This is a genomic window from uncultured Bacteroides sp. (genome assembly GCF_902491285.1).
Classification (GTDB): Bacteria; Bacteroidota; Bacteroidia; order Bacteroidales; family Bacteroidaceae; genus Bacteroides.
The window spans coordinates 34,627-57,201 of the sequence record NZ_CABUHK010000008.1; the positions used below are offsets into that span (position 1 = coordinate 34,627).

Sequence of the window (22,575 nt, forward strand, 5' to 3'; positions counted from 1 at the left end):
AAAATTGAGTGAAGTTTAAATGATATTTGAATGAAATGACAAACGAGGGTTCTTTACTTTCCGTCCGACGTATATACTATCGGGGTAAATTGAATAGTTGTAACTACACTTGTTCTTATTGTCCTTTCGGCAAGAAGTCTCATCCTACATCTAAAATGCGGGACAAGCAGGCATGGAGTCGTTTTATTACCGCTATTGAGCAATGGGAAGGAGAGACTTTGCAACTATTTGTCATTCCCTATGGTGAAGCACTCATACATCGCTATTATAGGGAAGGAATCATACAGCTTGCGTCATTGCCGCAAGTTACCGGAATTTCCTGTCAGACTAATCTTTCTTTTCCTGCCGATGAATGGCTGAACGAACTCCGGACTGCTCCGGCATTGATAAATAAGATAAAAGTTTGGGCTAGCTTTCATCCGGAAATGACTTCAGTAGAGAAATTTGTCCGGCAACTTCATACGCTCCATAATGCAGGAATACAGGTTTGTGCCGGAGCTGTCGGTAACCCGTTGGCAAAAAATATACTTGCTGATTTGCGAAATACTCTTTCACCGGATATTTATCTGTTTATTAATGCCATGCAGGGGTTAAAGTCTCCATTGAGCAACGAAGATATTCGTTTTTTTACTCAACTGGATAATCTTTTCGAGTATGATTTGCGAAACGCTCCGGCTCAATGGGAGAATTGCTCAGGCGGAAGAAGTGCTTGCTTCATTGACTGGAAAGGGGATATCTTTGCCTGTCCTAGAAGTAAGGTGAAGATAGGCAATCTTTATCGGAGTCAAAAGCTAGACACTTCGCTTTCTTGTCAGCGGAAAGTTTGTGATTGTTACATTGCTTTCAGTAATCTGACTAATCATCCTTTGCATTCTATAATGGGCAAAGGTACATTTTGGCGGATACCGGATAAGCCCTTGATTACTGCCGTTTTTTTCGATGTGGACGGAACATTGACCGATGCACAAGGAAAAGTTCCGGAAAACTATGCCAATGTCTTACACTATATGGCGCAATCTGTCCCATTATATCTGGCTACTTCTTTATCAGTGGAACAGGCGCGGAGAAAATTAGGTAAGACTCTTTTCAGTTTGTTCAAAGGTGGGGCATTTGCAGACGGTGGATTATTGTTGTATGACGGGCGGAACCGATGTTTATCGGTTGAATTACTACCGGATGTAAACGGGGAATCCGCAAAGATAACGGCGCATAGCTATGAAGGCCAAGTCTATAAGTATAGCATGCTGGTTTATGAGAAAGAACAGAGGGAGAACATTCTTTCCCGATTGAAAGCAAAACCTTATCAGGTATTTTATAAGCCACCCCTTATCACAGTTGTACATAAGGAAGCCGGCAAAAAGAAAGGAGTATTCCATATATGTAAAGTTTTAGCTTTCCCTCTGGAGCAAGTATTGATTGTCGGCAACTCGCAGAAGGATTGGGAAATGATGTCGGCAGTACCCCATTCTTGTGCAGTGATGAACTCCGAACCGTTTTTGACAGAACATGCCCGCTACACGTTGAATCCCGACCGCCTGCCTGCTTTCTTCCGTTTCCGCGAATAGAAAAGCAGATAAAGTTATTGTATATCAATTTAAAGTGATTATTTTCGCAGCCTACGTTATCTAAAAACGCATCAAGTTATGAAAGTACAAAACAACATATGTGAGGGAAGTCTCATCACCAATTACCTTCCGGCGGATTACTGTGATTCTTTTTTAAAAACAATAGTGAGTGATAAAGTGGTTACTCCCGAAGTATTGACGATTCTACTTCTTCTTTATTCGTCCTTTCCATAAAACGATCATGCGTTCCATTCTGAACAGAGTTGCCAAACAAATGAAATAAAGAATCTATGGATATGGACATCTATGACATTATTGATAATATTTACAAACTGCCGCTTGCATCCAAGGAAGCCCTGTTGAATGAAACACCGGAAGTAACCTATCCTAAAGGTTTCCACCTGTTTCTGGCAAACCGTAAAAGTTCCAAATTCTATCTGATGAAGAAAGGAATGTTGCATGCATATACCTATAAATCGGACAAGAAAGTGACATTCTGGTTCGGAAAGGAGGGCGACGCTATTTTCCCTTTGCAGACCCTTTACAATAATCAGGCGGGATATGAGAATATAGAATTATTGGAAGACAGTGTGCTGTATGAATTGAGTGTCGACAAACTGCACGACCTTTATCTGGCGGATATACATATAGCCAACTGGGGGCGGAAGTTTGCCGAAAGGGAGTGTATCAAATCAGAACAGCTATTTATATCACGGCAGTTCAAGACCTCATTGGAACGCTATCAGGATTTGATTGCTGATTACCCCGATATACTTCAACGTGTTCCATTAGGTATTATCGCTTCCTATCTGGGAATCTCCCAAGTTAGTCTGAGCAGAATAAGGGCGAAGATAAGATGATTTTTTATCAAATGTAAAATCCCTTTTTTACAAATGTAAAATAGAGGCTGCCGGAAATTCATGACCTTTGCAAATAAAAAAATGTTATGAATTGGATTCTTTTGATTTTGGCAGGTTGCCTTGAGCTGGTGTTTACTTTCTGCCTGGGAAAGATAAACAGGGTATTCGGAATGGAAAAATATGTGTGGTCATTCGTACTCTTGGTATCCTTATGTGTGAGTATGCTGCTTCTGATAAAGGTGACCAAGACATTGCCGGTTGGTACGGCTTATGCGATATGGACAGGCATCGGTGCGGCGGGCACGGTATTAATCGGTATTTTCTTCTTTAAAGAACCTGCAAGTGTGGGACGGTTGTTCTTTATCTTCACACTGATTTGCTCCATTATCGGGTTGAAATTGGTATCACATTGATACCCGATTGTATCCTGAAAAATAAAGTGCAGCTATAATTTGGTAGTTATGAAAACAAAGCCCATATTTGCAGCCCGAAAACAGGGGCAGGCATAAAAATCCTCATCGGAGGGTGCTATAATAGATAATTATAGTGCCGGATAAGATGAATGGTGCAAATCATTCGCTTGTCCGGCACTATTTTTTTATTGTAACAATTTAAGATAAGAGGTAAAGTATCGAAGAAACTATGAAAGAGTTGAATTTGACACAGGGGAGCGTTCCGAAAGTATTGCTGCAATTTGCAGTACCTTTCCTTATTGCCAACGTGCTTCAGGCACTTTATGGTGGGGCGGACTTGTTTGTTGTAGGGCAATACGATGATTCTGCCAGTGTGGCGGCTGTAGCTATCGGCAGCCAGGTGATGCAGACGATTACAGGTATCATCCTTGGCATTACAACGGGGACAACCGTGCTGATTGCTATTGCCACCGGAGCAAAGGATAATAGGAAAGTAGCATCTACAATCGGTTCTTCCGTATGGCTGTTTTCAATCGTAGGTGTTTTGCTGACTTTAGTCATGGTCGTGTTTCACGGGCAGATAGCCGAACTGATGCATACGCCTGCGGAAGCAATGGCTGATACGAAAAGTTATATTTTGGTATGTTCGACAGGTATTTTATTCATTATTGGGTACAACGTAGTGTGTGGTATCCTGCGTGGACTGGGCGACTCCAAAACACCGCTTTATTTTGTAGGATTGGCGTGCGTGATTAATATTGTCCTCGACTTTATCTTGGTCGACTATTTCCATTTGGGGGCTACGGGAGCCGCATTGGCTACAATAACAGCACAGGGGGGCAGTTTTGTTATTTCGCTTTGGTTCTTGCACGGTCATGGATTCCATTTCGAGTTTACTCGGAAAGATATCCGGCTTAACAAGAACTTATCCAAAAAGATTATGGTGCTGGGAGCACCTATTGCATTACAGGACGCGTTAATCAATATTTCATTCTTGATTATAACGGTCATTGTCAACCAAATGGGAGTCATCGCATCGGCGTCTTTGGGTGTTGTGGAGAAAATCATCGTCTTTGCAATGCTGCCGCCAATGGCGATATCATCGGCAGTGGCAACCATGACGGCACAGAATTACGGTGCGGGACTGATACAGCGGATGAACAAATGCCTGGCTTCGGGCATTGGAATTGCCCTTGTTTTCGGTGTATCGGTTTGTGTGTATTCCCAATTCCTGCCGGAGACGCTTACCGCATTCTTTTCCAAAGATGCGGCGGTGGTGGCAATGGCGGCGGAGTATCTGCGGGGATATAGTATCGACTGTATCATTGTAAGTTTTGTGTTCTGCATCAATTCTTACTTCAGCGGACAGGGGAATTCATTGTTCCCGATGATTCACAGTCTGATAGCGACTTTCCTGTTCCGTATTCCGTTGTCGTACTGGTTCAGTCAGATAGACAGTTCCTCGCTGTTCCTCATGGGCTTTGCTCCGCCCTTGTCGACGGTGGCTTCGTTGTTGATTTGTATTTGGTATTTGCGATATAACCAAAAGAGAATGTACTCGAAAGGCACTGCGATGCCTGCTATATCGAATTAAGTGTTTTCTAAGTGACATATATTAACTAAAATCAATTTGTATGGAGGCTTATTTGAAGAAACTCTGTTTTGAGTATCAGGTGGAAGAAAGAGAAGTGACAGAACTGTTGGCTCGTATGGAAATGGTGCATTTGGATAAAGGCGAGACGATTGCTTCTGCTACAATGCCCGAGCAGAGCTTGTATATTATCGTTTCCGGTATCTTGCATACATTTTCCAGTCATCAGGGAAAGGACAGGACTATTCGCTTCCTGTCGGCAGGGGATGCGATATTGTGTTACAACACAAGAAAACATTCCGTAAAAACACTGACGAGATGTGTGGCTTACTACATCAGCGAGGATAAGATTGAAGAACTGTGCGCTACGTCCATAACGTTCTCCAACCTGGTACGTCAGCTCATGGAATACCAGTTTTACTTTAAAGAAGAAATGAATGTGAATACGCGTAAACTGACAATTAGAGAAAGGTATCTTTCTCTATTGACGGAAATACCCGATATCCTGTACAGAGTCCCTCTGAAGTATATTACTCATTATTTAGGGGCTGATGTGATAAGCTTGGGGTATTTGGTGGGAAGTCAGAAATAAGAAAGCGTTTAGTTATCTATAAAACAAGGCTGATGTAAAAGCAGCCAAATTCATTGATTGAGCAAAGAGTTTGGCTACTTTCTTTATAATAGCTTTTTAAGTTCCTCTATATCAGGCAAAGCTTTCCTCAGTCGTTCGGGCATGTCAGATGCGGTTTTATAGGTAGCTACACCCATTGGTTTTTCATAGTCCCTGACGGCATATTCTACATATGCTTTATCCGCACTTTTACACAATACGATGCCGATTGACGGATTTTCATTCGGTTTGCGCACAAAATCATCAAGGACACTAAGATACATATTCAATTGTCCAAGATATGCAGTCTTGAAAGACCCTGTCTTTAGCTCAATTGCAACTAATGAAGATAATTCTCGATTGAAAAATAATAAGTCTATAATATGAGTGTGTCCCAATGCTTCAACCCGGAACTGATTACCCACAAATGTAAAATCCCGTCCGAAAGTCATAATGAAGTTTTTTATGTTCTGTACAATCTTGTTCTCCACAATTCTTTCGTCAACATCTTCTATATCCCGTGCTCCAAGTTCCTCTACATTAATGAAGTCCAGTAAATATTCGTCTTTGAAAGCCAATATTGCCCGTTTGGCAAAATCTGCGGTTGGCAGTTTTGCCATAAAGTTATTAGGCAAAGAACCTTGATTGTGATATATGTCTTCTTTTATAAGTTTCTTTAATGCATCCACTTTTAGAAGTTCATTAGCACATAATCTTATATAGAAATAACGTTCTTCGGCAGTTTTTACCTGTGATAGAATTGTTGTGTGATGGGTAAAACCTATTTTAAAGAACTCTTCTACGGGGAAATCCTTGAAATTCGGAAGTTGCAACTGCCGAATTTCTGCTGTCTCTTTTAATTCATCAGTTGCAACTGATGAATTTGCTTCTTGCTCACTTTCAGTATTTTGTGTTTTGTCAGTTGTAACTGATGAATTGCCGTCAAGCATATCCCATTCTTCATAGAATATACGCATTAATCTGAGGTTTGTTTCAGAAAAACCTCTAAGGCCGGGCAGTTCCATTTGAAGCTTGTTGCTAATGAAAGCAATGGCACCGGTTCCCCAATATCCATTACGTGAATTTTGAGAAATATAACGTCCTATGCCATAATACAAAGCCAATTGTTCCTTGTTTAAAAGCTTTATTGCTTGATATTGGCTCTGTAATATAACTGTCTTTATTGTTTGGACAGCTATTGTGTATTTGGTTTCTAAAAAAATATTGTTTGGCATAATATATACTCGTTAAATTACAAACAAAGGTAATACTTTTATTGGAGATGGAATAATGTTGGCAGAATAACTTACCTCAATAGTAACAAGTATAAAAAAATAATTAATTATCTTTGCACGGATAATTGAACGATAATGAAGAACTCGATTCCCCGATATACTTTTCACAAGAATAAGTATGGCAGTGAACTTTTGATTGATGTCGTCGAACTGAAATATGTGAAGAAGTTCCTGGCTGAAAGTTCCGTCCATACATTGACTTATTATGACATTACTTTTATAACGGAAGGAGAGGGGAGCTTTTCCATTGACAACCGTACTTATGAAGCTTTCCCTCAAGATGTGTTTTTTTCTAAGGCGGGAGAGATTCGGAACTGGGATACGCGTCATATAACAAATGGATATGCCTTGATTTTTGAGGATGAGTTTTTATCTTCCCTCCTTAGAGATTCCATGTTTGTCCGGCATCTTGCGTTTTTCAAACCGGAAAAGACATCAGCCAAACTGCATCTTCCAGACGAACTTTATACACGTGTCCTTCAAGTATTACACAATATCAAAACGGAGATTGACTCTTACAAACAGAATGATAATGACGTGCATGTTTTGAGGGCATTGCTGTATGAAGTTCTAATGCTGTTGGAGCGGGCGTATCAGAAGGCGGTTTCAAACGAAGAAATCCCCACAGATAAAGAAATCAATAATACTCATATAGACAGATTCATCCATTTGGTCGGAACCCATTTGAAGGAACAACATTCCGTTCAGTTTTATGCGGATAAACTTTGCATCACTCCCAATTACCTGAATGAAATCATAACGTCGGTAATGGGGGTTAGTGCGAAACAATACATTCAGAATAAAGTGATAGATGAGGCTAAGAGATTACTTGCTTATACAGACGCTCCGATATCGGATATTGCGTTTGAGCTTCATTTTTCAACGGTTTCTTATTTTATCCGCCGCTTCCGGCAGCATACGGGAGAAACTCCCTTGCTTTACCGTAAAAAGTATAAACCGTAAAAAGTACTATTTCTCCCTTTCTTTTTATTGCATCGGCTCTGCTCAATATCCTTACTTTTGCATCAAATAATAACCAATTAAATTATTAAATGATGAGAGATGTAGAAAAAACGGTGGGAACCATGATTGACAAGCAGAAAACAGCCTTTATCGGTTCCATAGACAGCGAAGGATTTCCCAATATCAAAGCCATGTTGCAACCCCGGAAAAGGGAAGGGATAAAAACGATTTATCTGACAACGAATACTTCGTCAATGCGTGTTGCACAATACCGGAAGAACAGTCATGCCTGTATTTACTTTTGTGATAACCGCTTCTTTCGGGGAGTAATGTTGCGCGGTACCATGGAAGTGTTGGTTGATAGTGTCAGTAAAGAGATGATATGGCAGGAAGGTGATATAATGTATTATCCCGAAGGTGTTACCGACTCCGACTATTGTGTATTGAAATTTACGGCAACTTCCGGTAGGTTTTATAGTAATTTCAAATCGGAGAGCTTTATCGTAGAATAGAACTCATAGTACATAAGAGAAATTGAGTGACAGAGCTTTTATAGTCTCAATGTACTATTTTTAAGATTTTATAAAAGAATAGCGATTTAAAAAAACAATGAATTGGCGACTAAATTGTATCGCTCAATGCAATAATATGTATAAATACAGACCTATTTCTCTTAGACGTAGTACAATTGTAACCATTCTGATTGTTTAAATATTCTTTTTTTAAGAATGGTCATTCTTTCATTCGTTTTATGTCTCCGGGCAGAATCCATTTTTGTAAAACAGATAACTTTCTTCTATCGCATCGGTTGTATCCGCTTCTAATGCATATAATATTTCCTTGCAAAATTCCAGTTGCCCGGTTCCGTTGGCAGTTACAATATTTCCGTCCCTTACAGCCTGTTTGTTGATATAGTTGGAATCGCCTGTATATTTGTCTCCGGCATACTGTTTTAAATAATCGAGTGTATTGCTGGTATGCTTAACCTCATTAAGAAAACCATGCATACCAAGAAATACAGAAGCATTGCATATTCCGGCAACTAACTTATTCTCTTTTACTGCTTTTTCTACAAGTGGAACTATTAGTTCACCTAGAGGTGAGAACCAATTCATTCCTCCAATTAATACCAAACCGGCATAATTTTCCGGCATATCGTTGAGCCCGTAATCGGGCAGCACCTTGAATCCACCTATTGAACTTACAGGTTCTTTGGTTATTGATAAAGTTTTCACTTTATAACTAATAGGATTTCCGGGCTTGACTCCCTGATTCAAACAGGTAGCTATATATGCACCTTCCCAGTCGGCGAAACCTTCTAGAATTACAAATATTACTTCTTTCATATAAACTTCTATCTTTTTGCGTGTACGAAGATACTATATTTAATTGATTGTAGAACGTTTTTATTTAATTGTTATTATCTCATGTGATGTATAACCTTTCTGTTATATTTTCCATTATAGCCTTTATTAGTACGTAGGGGGCACAGAACGATGTGTGTAAACTACGGCGGCCGCAAAAACATGTTGGACTGCCGATGAATAAAGGTGTTGAGGTGATTTTTATAAAATGGGAAAAACAAAACGATACGTTACACAGATTGTCTTTTGAGTTACACATGCTTGTTATTTGAACGGCTTGAATGCTATGAAAGTTACTTTGAGCTAATCTGATGGTGCAAATAGCCATTGAATTGATAATAAAGACTAGCTAGGAGACTACTTTTAGCCTATTTCTGTGCATTGAGCAGAGGTAGGCTACATTTATATTCAAGCATTTGAGAAACTGTTTAAATAGGTTGGTTATTGGTATTGGTCGGCAATCTGCATTGGAAAGTTTGATTGGATGATGATTTGTTAAAAACATAGTTAGGGATACCATTAAAGATACTGTTTAGGGATACTATATTTTTCCGTGAATAGAAGGAGTTATCAAGTTTAGGGATACCTTTTCAGAACTTTTTTTTGCGTGTTCGGATATGGATAATGCCATTTTTGATACGTTTTTTGCCGTATTTATGCGTTTTAATAGGGGGATAATATCATTATTACGACTGCTTATGATAATGTAAATGTGAGATAAGTAATTGATTTATAGTGTGTATATTGGGAATAACATGTGATTTAGCGGTAAAAGTGTGTGTGTGATGTTTTTTTGCGATTAAGACTATTTATATCGTAGTTTTTTTTAAGTTTGCATTTTAAAAGTTTGAAAACAGAATGAAGATAAAAGTTCCAAATATCATTTCATTGTGGGTCGAAAAATATTATCCGCTTCTTTTCACAATAGTAATTTGTGTGTTGCTTTATGTTTTCCGTTCAATGCCTGTAATAAATTATCTCTATATCTCTGTTTATGATGATACATTTCTAACTGCTATACTAACTGCATTGAGTATAATCTTTGGCTTTTTATTGACAGCTTTAACTACGTTATACCAGTCTCCTTCTCGAGCTGTTAAAGAGATAAAACAGGTCGGAAGATTCGACGAACTTATTTCCTATAATAAGAAAGCCGTTAAATGGGTGTTTTTTTCGGTTGTATTTACTGCCGTTTTTTTATTGTCGTTCAAACTTGACAGTAAAATACCACATTATGATTATTTCGTTGGAGTTTGGCTCTATATAACAGTATATTCTACATTTTTGAGTTACCGTTTTTTAGATATATTTTATGTACTTCTCTAGATTTTATTCCCAACAATGCTAAGAACTTCTCTATTAAATTTAGAATAAACTTCTGTAATTCCCCTTTTCCTCTCTGTATAGAGTAGATGAGAAGCAACATTGGGTTCGTCTAATTTAAATGATCCCTTAATTTTGTCTAAAAGTAAATCAACCACTTCTTCTGCCGTACTCATATCTTCATTTTCTAAATGGTTACGGCCAATTATTTTTAATTTATTATTTCTATATTCAGTTGAAGTACCAGATATAACACGAGAGAAGAATTTTATCATATTGAGTATTTCTGATTTCGAAAGTCCTCCTGTAACTTCTTCCGACTTAAAAATAAATGACATAGTTTTTGTTGCATTCAATTCTCGTGCTAATGCACCAAATTGACGTATTGATCCATTTTGTGCAGAGTCTTTTATTATTTGTATAGGATTAGCTATTTTACATTCAACTGAATCTATAAGAATCATTCTATCGACTCTTTTGTATGCTTCAGATTTCAGAATAGGAAGCAATGATATATTAAATTCTGTTAGTCCATTCTTTAGTGCATGTGATGTGAAATATTCGCAAATACGTCCTTCGTTTACACCGATCCTGTTTGTTTCAATATACAATGCGCCTGTGTGAGGATCATATAATATTGTGTTTGGATATGCTAATCCTTGTCCATCGTCTAATGGAATAGCTGTGTAGTCATCTCCACCAGGAGTATGTGCTGGTGGAATTCCTTTTTTTTGCGTAGTAACAAATAGACCAGTAATAGTTCCATTGGGATTTTTTTCAACAAATTTTAATTCGGTTGTTTTCAGTGAATCCAACTCTATTGCTGAATAAAAATTTGGATTTAATAATATTTTGGAAAATTCATCAATTCCAGCTGATTCAACCTTAAAAACAGTTACATTTTTCTTTGCCATATTCTTATTTTTTGTGATTACTATATTAGAAATAGTGTCTTAATTTTCAATTAAATCCATTTTTATCGGGCAGTGGCAGAGGTCACATTGTCGGCATCTGGCGAAGAAGCTTTCTTTGTAGAAGCATTCTTCACATGGTCTAAACCCTTAGGATGAAATTCAGATATTTCTGGGTGTTGTTGTTCTACTTGAGCCTTGAGGCGACCAATCTCTTCAGACATTGATAGCATTTTAGCGTTTAGTTCTTCAATTTTAGCTTCTTTCTCCTTATACATCTTATATATAATAGCTTCTTCGGCTGGAGAAATTGGCGTAGTAATTAGCGTACTACTCCGTTTGTTTCTTTCGGATGTTTTGTTATCTCGAAGCATGGGACCATTACCCGTGAGAAGCCAATCAGGATTTAAGGTTGGATATCCACTAAATATTTTTAGTAGTTTATCCACGCCGAAATTTTTTTCGTGTGTCAGCATCTGGGTTACCTGAGCGCTAGAGCATCCAATAACTCTACCAAATTCATTATTACTAATTCCCAGTGAATCAACATATTCTTTTAATCTGCTAAAAATAGTATTCATTATTGCTAAAAATATTTAGTAATTTCTTTTGCTGCTAATTATATTTAGTATACATTTGCAAAGTCTTCCAATGGGAGACGCTTCAAAGATAGGAAATAACAATTAATAATAATGTTAGTATGGAAGAAAAAAAAGAAGTGATTGAAATCAGTTTGGAACTCCAAAGAGAGATTGCCAAAGTGTTCAAAGTGACTGAAAGAACAGTGCAAAGTGCAATGCGCTTTGAAACTAAGAGTCCTACCGCTCGAATATTGCGTGCTTACGCCTTGAATCATGGAGCGGAGCAATATGAAGTGACCACTATCAAAAAGAAGGTGGAGAATCCATACAAGGAAACAATAACTTTTTGAAGGAGTATAAACCATTTAATTATTTCAGTTATGAAAATCACATTAACATCCTTTGAAAGATCAATGATAGTAGATAATAATACCAGCAGCATGATTTCTGCTGCCGGTATTATTGAAAAGTGTCAGGACACACTTGAGAAAGTTAATTGCGCAGAATCTACCTCGGAAGAAGAAGGGGTTGAAATTCAGTATGTATCTTACCGATATGCGGAAAAAGTACTTTCATCTCGTCCGCTAATTTGTGAAGAGTCTTTTCTATCTCCAAGTAGTTTACTTGCTTATCTTTTGGCGCACCGATTAAGAATGTCAGTTCCTCAGGAACTCCAAATGCAGGGGTTGACCATGAAGACTCAGGATAATAGATGTCACTTTTGTATCTCAGGTTCATTTTCCTTAGACGATGCGCAAACTCTGATCTCACACTTGAAATAGTGTTGTCGTCAGTTGATGGGAAGGTGATTCTCATAAAGTGATTCATGATAAAATTAATTTTAAGTTTGGTAGCTACAAATGTAGCGAAACTATCCCGGTTCGGGATGAATAGGGATAGATATTTTGAGTAATAATTTTAATAAGCAATGATATGAAAGCAATTAGATGGATTCAGAATGTAGCCGCTGTTATAGCTATAGCAATGGCTGTCAGTTTAGCCGATGGTATAGGTATAACTTTTAAAGAAGCTTGTACGGCAGGAATGCTGGTGGTATTGGCGGTGGTGATGTTGTTGGGACGGGCTTTGGAGGAAGAAAGGAGGGCTGAGTGATGTTTCGCGCCCTCCGTATATTGTATCGGCTGTATAAACTTCGCTGGCTGATAGAAGAATCTAAATTGGTGAGATATGAACGTGTTCATATTTCGGACAAGAAAGCTTTTTATTCTGTCTACTGCCGATACTTATTTACCGAGAACGGTGTTTATCCCTTGTATGATAGTAGCAGCCGAATTGGCGAGTTCAAGGATTGGTTTTATTCGTTCAGTGAAAGATGGTGGGAGTTCCGACGCAAGCTTGTCCGCTTCGTGGCATATCTTTGTAAGATTAGCTTCAAGGAAAAGTTCCTGAGCACGAAACCCACCCCGTTCGAAGAAAGAATTAAGTCCTGAGTTAGCTTTGAAATGCACTTCTTCCCCATAAGGTTCCGGTTTGGATATATATCCCATTTGGGCAAGCTCTCTAAGAACATGCATCGTTTCCGGGTATGGTATATCAAATGGTTTAGGAGCATCGTATCTCATATGACAAGCAGGGTAACGTTCAGCATCAATAGCGGCAGCTAAAACGGCATCTTTTTTATCGACAGTGATATTCATGATTATATAATTTATTGGTTTGGATAGCTACAAAGGTAGCAGACTATTCCGGTTCGTGAGGAATAGGAATAGTGTTTTTCTCACATGCAAGATAAGAACTCTTATGAGTGGCTTACGGGTTCGGGTCAGTGCCGGACGCTTGTGCAAATTTAAAATGTTTGATTATGGAAATGTTTGGTAATATACGGTGCGTGACTTTCGCTGAGCTGGTGACTCAGGGGGGAATCCTGAGTGAGCCGAACTATAAAAAGAAAGTTCGTGAAGGGAAGATTCGTGTACTCCGTCCGGGGAAAGGGAAAGGTTCTTGTGCTCTCATTGACTATGTTTCCCTTTACAAACCCATCAAGGAGGCTTATGACGCCAAGTACCCGGATGCAGAACAGCAACTGAAAGAACAAATCAAAGAAGAAACCATGAGTGATACACTAAGAACTGATAGCAAAGCTATTGAATTTTACCGTGATAAATTTACATTATCCGATGGTAGCAGCCTGACAGATGTGAAACAGACAGAATATGTACTGAACGCACAAGTAATGAATGAAATGATTTGTGTGGAGAATGAAATGAAATCGCTGCACAGGAAGAGTGGTTATTCACACTCCAGGGAAATTTGGGAGGCTGTAATGGGTACTTGTGAGAAACTTCGTTCGCTGTATCAACATACGCTTCCCGCTAATGCTGCTCGTCTGCGTGAAAAGTACAATGCTTATAAGAAGTATGGGTATGAGGTATTGATCAGTGCCAAGAATGGTAACCAGAACACTCGTAAGATCGGACCGTTGGAAGGACGCTTGTTGCTAAAACTAAAACGTAGTAAGTTTCCTATTTATAACGACTCTCAGATATTTGAGGAGTACAATCACCAGGCGATAGAACGTGGACTGAAACCAATCAAGTCCATGACCACTCTTCGCAATTATCTGTATGATCCTGCCGTGATGCCACTTTGGTTTGCTGCCGTATATGGAATGCAGAAGTGGAAATCGAAATACTCTTCTTTATTGAAGACACAACTTCCGCAGATGCGTGACGCTCTTTGGTATTCCGATGGTACTAAGCTGAACCTGTACTATAAAAATGCGGATAATAAAATGTGTACCACTTCTGTTTACGAAGTTCTTGACGCTTATAGTGAGACGTTAATAGGCTACGATATCGCTCCGAAAGAAACTTTTGACAGTCAGTACCGGGCTTTCCGGCAGGCAGTAGAATTCGCTGGTGTTCGTCCCTATGAAATTGTAAACGACAATCAGGGTGGACATAATAAGCTGGCGGCGCGAGGATTTTTCGACAAGATTGCTATCCTTCATAAACCTACCATGCCATACAACGGTCAGAGCAAAACAATAGAAAGCGTCTTCGGCCGGTTCCAGCAGCAGATACTTCATAAAATATGGTATTTCACCGGGCAGAACGTGACAGCTGTAAAGATGAACAGCAAGCCCAATCTTGAATTCATAGAAAAGAACGCTTACGCTCTTCCTACTCTGGAAGAAGTGAAAGAAATCTACCGTCAATGCCGTGAGGAATGGAACAATGCCGCTCATCCGGCTACCGGTATCGCTCGGATTGACATGTACCGCATGAGCGAGAATCCGGAAACATCACCCGTGCAGCCGGTTGAACTGATTCAGATGTTCTGGCTCACAAGCGCCAAAGAGGTGACCTACACCAATGCCGGGCTGAAAATAGAGATTGACAAGCAGAAATATGAGTACGAAGTCTATGGCGAAGACGGACTTCGTAATGAACAGTGGGCACTTCGTAACACAGGACGCAAGTTCCGTGTGATGTATGATCCGATGGATATGACCCGTATTGAACTTTGGGAACCGACCGCTTCCGGATTGAAATACAGCATAAGCGCAACTCCGCGGACCGTCATTAACCGTGACACACAGACTCGAACCGCTGATCAGACTTCCTTCATGCGTCGAACTGTCGACCAAAATAAGGAGACAATGGCGCTGATCCAACTCAGCACAGAAGATTTCGATCTGGACGAATCCATCGCAGCCGAACTCTTTAACCTCTCTACTCCGCAACCGAAGAATGTGAGCGAAAAGAAAATGAAGGAAGTGCGTGAGAAATATGAAGCCGGAACGCTACAGTCCCCCATATCCCTGCCGGAAAAACTGGCGATTGAGGAAGAGGATGACGGCACGGAACTGGCATATTCCACTACCGGAGAATATACCAAAGTGACTTCCAATCTCACATTTGATGATATCGACTGTCTTGAACGCTATTAGAATGACGAAAAATAACTGTTTAAACAATATACGAAACAATGAAAGAATTAAGCCTTGAGCATAAGAATGCTATCCGTGACGCACTGAATGCCTACTGTGACAACTACCTGTCCCGTAACCGTGCGGCTGAAAGCCTGAACGGTGTGAGTGCCGCCACTGTATCTACCATAGTGAACAGTAAATATGCCAATATCTCTGACGATATGTTTATTCGCATCGCCACGCAGATCGGATTCAGTTTCGATTGTTGGGAGATTCACGAAAGTGTGGCCTTCAAAGAAATATCCTTTATGATGACTGATGCGCAGATGTATAAGAACGTCACGTGGATTGTAGGTGATGCCGGGTGTGGAAAAACTACCGCTGCTATCGACTATCGCAAGAAGCACCGGAACGTCTTTTATATCCTCTGTTCCGAAGACATGAAGAAAAGCGACTTCGTACGTGAGATATCCAAGCAGGTGGGTGCTCCTACTGATGGGACCAACCTTCGGGACATGCTGGAGTATGCCATTTCGATGATCGCCTTTTTGGGAAATCCGCTTATTATTTTCGACGAGGGCGACAAACTGACGGATAGCGTATTCAATTACTTCATTTCCATTTATAATCGTCTGGAAGGTCATGCGGGAATCATTTTCCTTTCTACCAACTATATCAAACGTCGCCTGGAGAATGGGCTCCGTTATAATAAGAAGGGCTATAAGGAAATATACAGCCGTATTGGCCGTCGTTTCTTCGAGGTAAAAAGCACGACCCAAAACGATATTCACGCCATCTGCCAGGTTAACGGGCTGACGGACGAAGCGGAAATAAAGAAAGTATTGAAAGACGCAGAGGCTAGCGAGAACGACTTGCGACGGGTGAAACGCTGTGTACATAGCCGCAAACGTATCATGGATGCACGTGCCAGGAAAGGAGAAGCGGAATAATGGGAAGAGCCAAATCGGTGAGCGAGTTATTGGCTACGAAGATTGAGACTTTCCCTTTTCGGGATGAATGGTATGACGCTTTCGGTGAGCCTGAACGGAAAGGTATCTGGATAGTCTGGGGAAACTCAGGAAATGGAAAGACCACTTTTGTAGTGCAGCTTTGCAAATACTTGTGTCAGTTTGAACGGGTAATTTATGACAGTCTTGAAGAGGGAGCCAGCCTGACAATGAAAAATACACTGTTACGATGCGGAATGCTGGAAGTGAACCGTCGGTTTCTTCTTCTAGACAATGAGCCGATGAAAGATTTGAGTGAACGACTGTTGCGACGAAAATCTCCGGGAATTGTGGTGATTGACAGTTTCCAGTATACGCAGATGACGTATAAGCAGTATATCACCTTCAAGGAAAAGCATAAAGACAAGCTGATTATTTTCGTAAGCCATGCGGATGGAAAGCTTCCTTCCGGGCGTAGTGCCCGTAGCGTGATGTACGATGCTTCCCAGAAAGTTTACGTAGAAGGATACAGGGCTTTCAGCAAGGGGCGGTTCAACGGACCGAAAATGCAGATTGACGTATGGTCGGAAGAAGCTGAAAAATACTGGGGAGATAAATATCAACGATAATAAAAGTTAGAGTTATGAGAACAACAAAAGATAAAGCAATCAGTCCGCAACAGATGAAGGCTTTGCACGCTACTTTTCATCGAATTGGTATGGACGATGATGCTCGTCACGACTGCATTTCTTCTTTTACGGACGGGAGAACGCAGAGCAGCAAAGAGCTTTCTTTCGATGAAGCTCGCAGATTATTAGCATCACTCAACGAGGATCAGGCTGAAAAAGCACGTGAGGAAGCGAAGAAGTTGGTAAAGGCTATTTTCTGTTTGTCTTTTCAGATTTCCTTTCTAAATAAGGGATACACAAATGATACACAGGAAGAATTTCAAATGAATATCGCTAAGCTGAATGTCTTTGCCCGCAGCAAAAGTGCCTCACGAAAGAATGTGTCTGAGATGTATCCGTCTGAGTTAAAAGCATTCAAAAAACAACTGGAAGCCATCGCATATAACGAAAACAATAAATCTAAAAACAAAAGATCATGAGAAAGAATCAGGAAATAAATAAGGCGGTTGCCATTCTTCGTAAGAAGGGTGATCTCATTAGCCTGGAACAGGCCTCGGTTCTCAGTGACAGACTGAATGAACGAAGTGTCTTCGATAAGTATGTAGCAGGTGTGGCAGAAGCAGACCGTAGTGAAGGTATTTATTATGCTTGTCGTGACGCAGCACGATTCTTGAAAGGAGAATTGACGCTGGACGAACTAATTCCGGATCATGAACAGGAAGATGATATTGAACCGGTAGAAGAGATGATCACTATAACCGCTTCAGAATTTAGGGAGTTGTTGAGACGTGTGGAACGTCTGGAACGCCGTGCAGGATTACAGAAAAAAATATCTGCAACCAAGCGGAAAAGAGTTGAAGACATCTCTACTGATGATTTGATTTCGCAGATAGATGCCTGCAAATATATCGGATGCAGCAAGACTACTATCAAACGTTGGGCGGACAACGGATTTATAACGGGATATCAGAAGGGACTGAATGTTTATTACAGCAAGCGTGAACTGAATCGTAGTGCTGTAGTAAAAGAACATAGGCTAAACAGAAAGGAGGCGGAACATGAATAATGAATCCGACTACTGCATGTCCTACCGCATGTCGGAGGCACAGCGACTTGAATTACAAATCAGAAGGGATGAAGAACGATGGAGCACCATCTTTGATACTCTGATGGAACGTGACTTGATAGAACATTCAAGAGAGTCAGACAAGCTGCTGGAGGATTGGAATAATCTGAACACCCGTATCGAAATGAACCGTACCCGTCTTGCCCTATTGAAATCCTCCTCAGAACTGACGGAAGAAGAAAAGAAACGTCGTCCCGGACCGGGAGGCAGCGAAAGATTTAATATAAAGTACTGAATCAACATAGTATAAACGATCAAAAAACAAGTTTTATGGCAAAGACAAGAGTTAAAAAAGTAGTGATCTCCGGCATCACATCGGAGCAGGCGGAAATCGCCTTCAGTGAATTTGCAACGGCGGATGCCAAAGTGCAGAACATTCAGAGTAAAATGGATATGGAGATCACCCGTATTCGTGACAAATATGCGGATATATTAGCAGAACAACAGGCTATCCGGGAAAAGAACTTCGAGATCATGCAGACATTCGCTACGGAACATCGTGAAGAGTTGTTCTCCAAACGTAAAAGTTACGAAAGTGCTCATGGGACATTCGGTTTCCGTACAGGAACTCCGAAACTTAAGAATGTCAAAGGCTTTACCTGGGCATCTGTCACCAATCTGGTGAAGGAATTTCTTCCCGGTTATATCCGGGTGAGCGAGGAACTGGCAAAGGATCGTCTTCTTGCTGATCGTGATAAGGAGGAAGTTGCTGGGCAATTATCTAAATGTGGCATGGTTGTAGTACAAGATGAATCATTCTATGTGGAACCCAAGAAGGAAAACGAACAGCCGGCCTGAATACTCGTATGCTCCCATATATAGTCGCTGGGCAGTTTACCGATGGACTGAATCCGGGAATATCAGTACAGGTGATAAGGTGGCGGAATTTCCCACCCGTGAAGAAGCCCGGGAGGAATGTTATCGTCTGAACGGATGGAAATACGAGAAAACTGAAAGATCATGAAATTCATCTATAAGAGTAATCTCCGGCACGAACATATGCCGGAATGGCTCAAATACATCACGGACATCACATTGGAAGAGATCAATGAATTTTTCCCCAACGGTTCCGCTTTCGAATTTGACTATCTGAAATGGGCGATAGATGATGATCTGAAATCTCTTCCTGTAAAGAGTGAAGTATCAACGGAATTGGTAACGGAAGAAGAACAAAGAGTAATTTTCATCAAGCGATCCGGACGAATACTGGTCTCAATCTATTTTAAATAACAATTAATCAACAATTAAACAACTTACAATTATGGCAATGCACACATGGTTTGAATGTCGTATCCGTTACGAAAAGGTAATGGAGAACGGAATGCAGAAGAAAGTAACGGAACCTTATTTGGTAGATGCTCTCAGCTTTACAGAAGCGGAAGCACGAATTATCGAAGAGATGACTCCATTCATATCCGGAGAATTCACCGTATCGGATATCAAGCGGGTAAATTACAGTGAACTGTTTCCAAGTGATGATGAAGCTGACGATATTTGGTTCAAATGCAAATTAAGCTTTATCACATTAGATGAAAAGAGCGGAGCAGAGAAACGTACCTTTACTAATGTATTAGTACAGGCTTCTGATTTGGGGCGTGCAAAGAAGAATCTCGATGCGGGAATGAAAGGCACGATGGCGGAATACCAAGTTTCATCGGTGACGGAGACGGCTATCATGGATGTCTATCCTTATACTGCACCGGAAGAAGAGTCTGAGTTCAAGGATGAAAAAGCGAACTAAAGAAATGATACTTGTGCCACCGTTGGCATCCGCTTTGGTAGCACAAGTTTATGAGAGCAAACTTCCGATTTCGCTCATCATCCATCGGAAAGAACACACGGGAATGATTCCTGTAACGGCGGAATATGAAGTTGGATATAATGATGCGTTTGATCAACTGCTGACAGATGTCGCACGAAAATTGAAGGTTTTATGAGCAAGAAACAACAAACCTTATTGATTACTCCACCTTTATTATCAAAGGAACATCCTAATGAAATGGAGACATTTACTGGATTCGAGTGCAGTAAATGTTACGGTAACGGTTGGATTATTGCATTGGGAGAACGTAACGAAACAGTGATAAATACGTGCCCTATCTGTGGAGGTAGTGGAAGATTAAAAGCGGTGGTAACCACAAAGTGGATACCGGATAAGAAAGAAGAATAACCAATGACATAAAAATGAATAACCAAAGCAGTATTAGCAGTATCACATTTGGTCCGTGAGGCAAAGCCAAGAAAGGACTATATCAATCACTTCCGGCAATCGAAGCCTCTTGAAGGTATTTATCTTTCAGACTTTATCCGGGAAACAGTTGAAAAGAAATCACAGCGCAAGCCGTCAAACTCACTAGCTGTTTACAGTGCCCTGATAGGACATATAAACAGTTTCTCCGCAGAATACGATTGTGACATATTCACCAATTCCGTCACAGAAGAGTTCATTGAAGATTTTATCATTTACCTTGAGAATGTTGGTTTACGGCATAACACGATTGTAGGTTACATTATGAAATTACAATCTATGGTTCGCAAGGCTTCACAGTACAATTATGCCGTCGACCCTACTTATAATCAAATAGACTTGCATTTGGAAGATACTTTTGCAGTCTTCTTGAGCATGAATGAGATTACGCGCATCTATTATTATAAGTTTAGGAAGCAGGATAGCAGAAGGGCGAAGGAGAAGATACGTGATCTGTTCGTTGTTGGTTGCTTGACAGCATTGCGTTATTCGGACTATTCAACGCTGACGCAGGACAACTTCCAGAACGATTTTATCGTGAAGCGTACAAAAAAGACCAATGTCACTGTAAAGGTTCCAATGCATGATTATGTTCGCGAGATTATAGCCAAGTATGGTGGTAATATCCCTAATGGACTTTGCATTCAGTACTTTAACAAATATCTTAAACTGATCATGCACGAAATCGGATTGACAGATAAGATTACCTACTCATACACAGTAGGTGGTAAAATAAAGACAGTGACAAAAGAGAAGTGGGAACTAATCTGTAGTCACACCGCACGTCGTTCAGCCGCGACAAACCTTTATTTGACAGGAAGAATGAAGACGCTAGAGATAATGCGACTTACAGGGCATAAGACAGAACAGAACTTCTTCAGGTACATTCGCTTGACGAGTGATGATACAGCAAGATCGATAAGCGGAGATATGTTTTTTAGAAAGTAATAACCGGACGTTTGCCTGTCATCAGGCAAACGTTCAAATACATCTCAAATTAGGAAATGAATATCGCCCTTAATATAGGGGTTGAAAATTTATACACAATGATAAAGTTAAGTTTAAGAAAATAATGATATGAGCATAAAGATTGATAAGAGTGCGTATGAGAAACTAATCAAAGAGGATTTAGACTTTCTCAATAAACATTGTCCGAATAGTTTAGAATTAGACCATATTAAGTTAATTGTTTGTAGTTCTATTGATTGGCATTATCCGGAAAAGACTAAAAGTATGTGTCTTAAAGATAAAACAAAGGAATGCAACTTGTGCCACGAATGCGATGTATATGTTCTTAATCCGAGTTATTAATGACGTAAAACAGAATAAATATGAAACAATCAATTATAGAAGCAGCGCATGAGTACGCTACAGAAAAAACGAAGTTCAGAAAAGACGTCCTAAAAGAAGTTGATGCGGATAACTACGTTTCCCGCCATGCTGACAGTATGGAAGATTTTCAGTGTGGATATAGCTATTGTAAGGAACAATCTCCTTGGATAAGTGTAAAAGATAAGTTGCCAGAACCAGAGCAAGAAGTTTTTCTTTATGATAGAGATTCTGTTAAGCATTATGCAATAGGGTGGCTTCGAAAGAAAAAAGGATATTGCAAAAGTAAATGGTTTGTAACAAATGGTTATGTCACCGATGAAAGTATTACCCACTGGATGCCAATACCGAAGTTTAACGTATAACAAGAAAGAAACGAATGAAACGAAAGATTCTATTAGCGTTGCTTTACCTCTCCATAGGTAGCGGAGCTTTCTTCTTTGGAGTGCACAACCAGAAGAGAGCTTATTCAAGGGGTTGCAAAGATGCATTAAACTTTGTAATATCCGAATTAGAAAACTATAGTGATTCATTAAAAAAATCAAGAGATAACATGAATAAGATAAAAATAGAAATTACTCCTAATGGCTGGGAGAGTACCGTAATCATAGACGGTAAAGAGTATAAAGAGAAGCATGTTGCAACAGCATTTGGTTCTGAAAGTATCGAAGGTAATTTTGAAAGTGAAGACGATATACCGGAGGAAGTATATGACGCTTTAAATTCATCTTTCCCTTTCGAGTGTATGCGGGCATTATATTCCATTGAGGATTAACGTATAACTGAGATTAATGGAAACAGAAGTAGTCAGATAAAAGAAAGCCGCTGCAAGATGGATGTAGCGGCTTTCTTTTTCTTTAATGCAATATGTTTTGCGCAGATTTAGTTGTACCCAAATGTTATTATCATTATTTTTGTATCAGGT

The 22,575-nt window shown here is 39.9% G+C and carries 31 protein-coding genes; 26 read left to right on the forward strand and 5 right to left on the reverse strand.

Features of this window, described 5'->3' with window-relative positions; translation table 11 throughout:
- The first annotated feature begins 35 nt into the window (after positions 1-35).
- The 6 genes from RDN93_RS03390 to RDN93_RS03415 all read left to right on the forward strand — a co-directional run bounded on the left by RDN93_RS03390 (position 36) and on the right by RDN93_RS03415 (position 5,021).
- Positions 36-1,565, forward strand: a complete 1,530-nt coding sequence (locus RDN93_RS03390; RefSeq protein ID WP_055173661.1) for an STM4011 family radical SAM protein — start codon at positions 36-38, stop codon at positions 1,563-1,565.
- Between the two features lie 78 nt (positions 1,566-1,643).
- Positions 1,644-1,799: a hypothetical protein gene (locus RDN93_RS03395; protein WP_308744217.1), complete on the forward strand. Its 156-nt coding sequence runs from the start codon at positions 1,644-1,646 to the stop codon at positions 1,797-1,799.
- A gap of 62 nt (positions 1,800-1,861) precedes the next feature.
- Complete coding sequence (locus RDN93_RS03400; protein WP_005681385.1) at positions 1,862-2,425, forward strand: Crp/Fnr family transcriptional regulator; 564 nt, start codon at positions 1,862-1,864, stop codon at positions 2,423-2,425.
- 86 nt (positions 2,426-2,511) lie between these two features.
- Entirely contained in the window at positions 2,512-2,838 is a 327-nt protein-coding gene (locus RDN93_RS03405) for a multidrug efflux SMR transporter (protein ID WP_005678097.1), read from the forward strand.
- Positions 2,839-3,067: 229 nt separating this feature from the next.
- A complete protein-coding gene (locus RDN93_RS03410) occupies positions 3,068-4,432 on the forward strand; it encodes an MATE family efflux transporter (RefSeq protein WP_055173660.1) in 1,365 nt (454 codons plus the stop codon).
- Between the two features lie 40 nt (positions 4,433-4,472).
- Positions 4,473-5,021, forward strand: coding sequence for a Crp/Fnr family transcriptional regulator (locus RDN93_RS03415; protein WP_055173659.1), 549 nt, complete (start codon positions 4,473-4,475; stop codon positions 5,019-5,021).
- 83 nt (positions 5,022-5,104) lie between these two features.
- Here the strand turns inward: RDN93_RS03415 and RDN93_RS03420 are convergent, their stop codons facing one another.
- Positions 5,105-6,262: a YhcG family protein gene (locus RDN93_RS03420; protein ID WP_373590687.1), complete on the reverse strand. Its 1,158-nt coding sequence runs from the start codon at positions 6,260-6,262 to the stop codon at positions 5,105-5,107.
- 147 nt (positions 6,263-6,409) lie between these two features.
- Here RDN93_RS03420 and RDN93_RS03425 point away from each other — a divergent pair, with 147 nt between their 5' ends.
- Both RDN93_RS03425 and RDN93_RS03430 read left to right on the forward strand, forming a co-directional pair.
- Positions 6,410-7,297: an AraC family transcriptional regulator gene (locus tag RDN93_RS03425; protein WP_055173657.1), complete on the forward strand. Its 888-nt coding sequence runs from the start codon at positions 6,410-6,412 to the stop codon at positions 7,295-7,297.
- Between the two features lie 89 nt (positions 7,298-7,386).
- Entirely contained in the window at positions 7,387-7,809 is a 423-nt protein-coding gene (locus RDN93_RS03430; protein WP_005678101.1) for a pyridoxamine 5'-phosphate oxidase family protein, read from the forward strand.
- Between the two features lie 237 nt (positions 7,810-8,046).
- On the opposite strand, the gene RDN93_RS03435 is transcribed toward RDN93_RS03430, so the two are convergent.
- The 3 genes from RDN93_RS03435 to RDN93_RS03445 form a co-directional block, all read right to left on the reverse strand.
- Positions 8,047-8,643 carry a type 1 glutamine amidotransferase family protein gene (locus RDN93_RS03435; RefSeq protein WP_005678102.1) on the reverse strand — a complete coding sequence of 199 codons (597 nt, stop codon included), beginning with the start codon at positions 8,641-8,643 and terminating at the stop codon, positions 8,047-8,049.
- A gap of 1,340 nt (positions 8,644-9,983) precedes the next feature.
- Entirely contained in the window at positions 9,984-10,898 is a 915-nt protein-coding gene (locus RDN93_RS03440) for a DUF6731 family protein (RefSeq protein WP_055256277.1), read from the reverse strand.
- Between the two features lie 62 nt (positions 10,899-10,960).
- On the reverse strand, positions 10,961-11,476 hold the full coding sequence (locus RDN93_RS03445; RefSeq protein WP_055256278.1) for a DUF4200 domain-containing protein: 516 nt from the start codon (positions 11,474-11,476) through the stop codon (positions 10,961-10,963).
- Positions 11,477-11,595: 119 nt separating this feature from the next.
- On the opposite strand from RDN93_RS03445, the gene RDN93_RS03450 reads away from it, so the two are divergent.
- From RDN93_RS03450 to RDN93_RS03460, 3 genes are all read left to right on the forward strand, one after another.
- Complete coding sequence (locus tag RDN93_RS03450; RefSeq protein WP_055256279.1) at positions 11,596-11,826, forward strand: hypothetical protein; 231 nt, start codon at positions 11,596-11,598, stop codon at positions 11,824-11,826.
- Between the two features lie 30 nt (positions 11,827-11,856).
- Positions 11,857-12,258, forward strand: coding sequence for a hypothetical protein (locus RDN93_RS03455; protein WP_147351407.1), 402 nt, complete (start codon positions 11,857-11,859; stop codon positions 12,256-12,258).
- Positions 12,259-12,409: 151 nt separating this feature from the next.
- Complete coding sequence (locus tag RDN93_RS03460) at positions 12,410-12,589, forward strand: hypothetical protein (RefSeq protein WP_055256281.1); 180 nt, start codon at positions 12,410-12,412, stop codon at positions 12,587-12,589.
- A 131-nt stretch (positions 12,590-12,720) separates the two neighbouring features.
- On the opposite strand, the gene RDN93_RS03465 is transcribed toward RDN93_RS03460, so the two are convergent.
- Positions 12,721-13,134, reverse strand: coding sequence for a hypothetical protein (locus tag RDN93_RS03465; RefSeq protein ID WP_055256282.1), 414 nt, complete (start codon positions 13,132-13,134; stop codon positions 12,721-12,723).
- Between the two features lie 164 nt (positions 13,135-13,298).
- On the opposite strand from RDN93_RS03465, the gene RDN93_RS03470 reads away from it, so the two are divergent.
- The 15 genes from RDN93_RS03470 (at position 13,299) to RDN93_RS03540 (ending at position 22,425) form a co-directional block, all read left to right on the forward strand.
- A complete protein-coding gene (locus tag RDN93_RS03470; protein WP_055256283.1) occupies positions 13,299-15,389 on the forward strand; it encodes a DDE-type integrase/transposase/recombinase in 2,091 nt (696 codons plus the stop codon).
- A 38-nt stretch (positions 15,390-15,427) separates the two neighbouring features.
- The gene (locus RDN93_RS03475) at positions 15,428-16,321 is read left to right on the forward strand and encodes an AAA family ATPase (protein ID WP_055256284.1); all 894 of its coding nucleotides are present in this window, start codon (positions 15,428-15,430) and stop codon (positions 16,319-16,321) included.
- Entirely contained in the window at positions 16,321-16,947 is a 627-nt protein-coding gene (locus tag RDN93_RS03480) for an ATP-binding protein (protein ID WP_055256285.1), read from the forward strand. The genes RDN93_RS03475 and RDN93_RS03480 overlap by 1 nt, the downstream gene beginning before the upstream one ends.
- Positions 16,948-16,961: 14 nt before the next feature.
- Complete coding sequence (locus tag RDN93_RS03485) at positions 16,962-17,426, forward strand: hypothetical protein (protein WP_055256286.1); 465 nt, start codon at positions 16,962-16,964, stop codon at positions 17,424-17,426.
- Positions 17,423-18,013, forward strand: a complete 591-nt coding sequence (locus RDN93_RS03490; RefSeq protein ID WP_055256287.1) for a helix-turn-helix domain-containing protein — start codon at positions 17,423-17,425, stop codon at positions 18,011-18,013. Before RDN93_RS03485 ends, RDN93_RS03490 begins: the two co-directional genes overlap by 4 nt.
- Entirely contained in the window at positions 18,006-18,308 is a 303-nt protein-coding gene (locus tag RDN93_RS03495) for a hypothetical protein (RefSeq protein WP_224241838.1), read from the forward strand. Before RDN93_RS03490 ends, RDN93_RS03495 begins: the two co-directional genes overlap by 8 nt.
- A gap of 35 nt (positions 18,309-18,343) precedes the next feature.
- Positions 18,344-18,871, forward strand: a complete 528-nt coding sequence (locus RDN93_RS03500; protein ID WP_055256288.1) for a host-nuclease inhibitor Gam family protein — start codon at positions 18,344-18,346, stop codon at positions 18,869-18,871.
- Positions 18,834-19,037 carry a hypothetical protein gene (locus tag RDN93_RS03505; RefSeq protein WP_082425907.1) on the forward strand — a complete coding sequence of 68 codons (204 nt, stop codon included), beginning with the start codon at positions 18,834-18,836 and terminating at the stop codon, positions 19,035-19,037. Before RDN93_RS03500 ends, RDN93_RS03505 begins: the two co-directional genes overlap by 38 nt.
- The gene (locus tag RDN93_RS03510; protein WP_224241837.1) at positions 19,034-19,303 is read left to right on the forward strand and encodes a hypothetical protein; all 270 of its coding nucleotides are present in this window, start codon (positions 19,034-19,036) and stop codon (positions 19,301-19,303) included. The genes RDN93_RS03505 and RDN93_RS03510 overlap by 4 nt, the downstream gene beginning before the upstream one ends.
- A 31-nt stretch (positions 19,304-19,334) precedes the next feature.
- Positions 19,335-19,814 carry a DUF4494 domain-containing protein gene (locus tag RDN93_RS03515; protein WP_055256290.1) on the forward strand — a complete coding sequence of 160 codons (480 nt, stop codon included), beginning with the start codon at positions 19,335-19,337 and terminating at the stop codon, positions 19,812-19,814.
- Positions 19,798-20,010, forward strand: a complete 213-nt coding sequence (locus RDN93_RS03520; RefSeq protein WP_055256291.1) for a hypothetical protein — start codon at positions 19,798-19,800, stop codon at positions 20,008-20,010. Before RDN93_RS03515 ends, RDN93_RS03520 begins: the two co-directional genes overlap by 17 nt.
- On the forward strand, positions 20,007-20,243 hold the full coding sequence (locus RDN93_RS03525) for a hypothetical protein (RefSeq protein WP_055256292.1): 237 nt from the start codon (positions 20,007-20,009) through the stop codon (positions 20,241-20,243). Before RDN93_RS03520 ends, RDN93_RS03525 begins: the two co-directional genes overlap by 4 nt.
- A 48-nt stretch (positions 20,244-20,291) precedes the next feature.
- Entirely contained in the window at positions 20,292-21,269 is a 978-nt protein-coding gene (locus tag RDN93_RS03530) for a site-specific integrase (RefSeq protein WP_055256293.1), read from the forward strand.
- A 383-nt stretch (positions 21,270-21,652) separates the two neighbouring features.
- Complete coding sequence (locus RDN93_RS03535) at positions 21,653-22,015, forward strand: DUF551 domain-containing protein (protein ID WP_055256294.1); 363 nt, start codon at positions 21,653-21,655, stop codon at positions 22,013-22,015.
- Between the two features lie 14 nt (positions 22,016-22,029).
- On the forward strand, positions 22,030-22,425 hold the full coding sequence (locus RDN93_RS03540; RefSeq protein ID WP_234108161.1) for a hypothetical protein: 396 nt from the start codon (positions 22,030-22,032) through the stop codon (positions 22,423-22,425).
- The last annotated feature ends 150 nt before the right edge of the window (positions 22,426-22,575 follow it).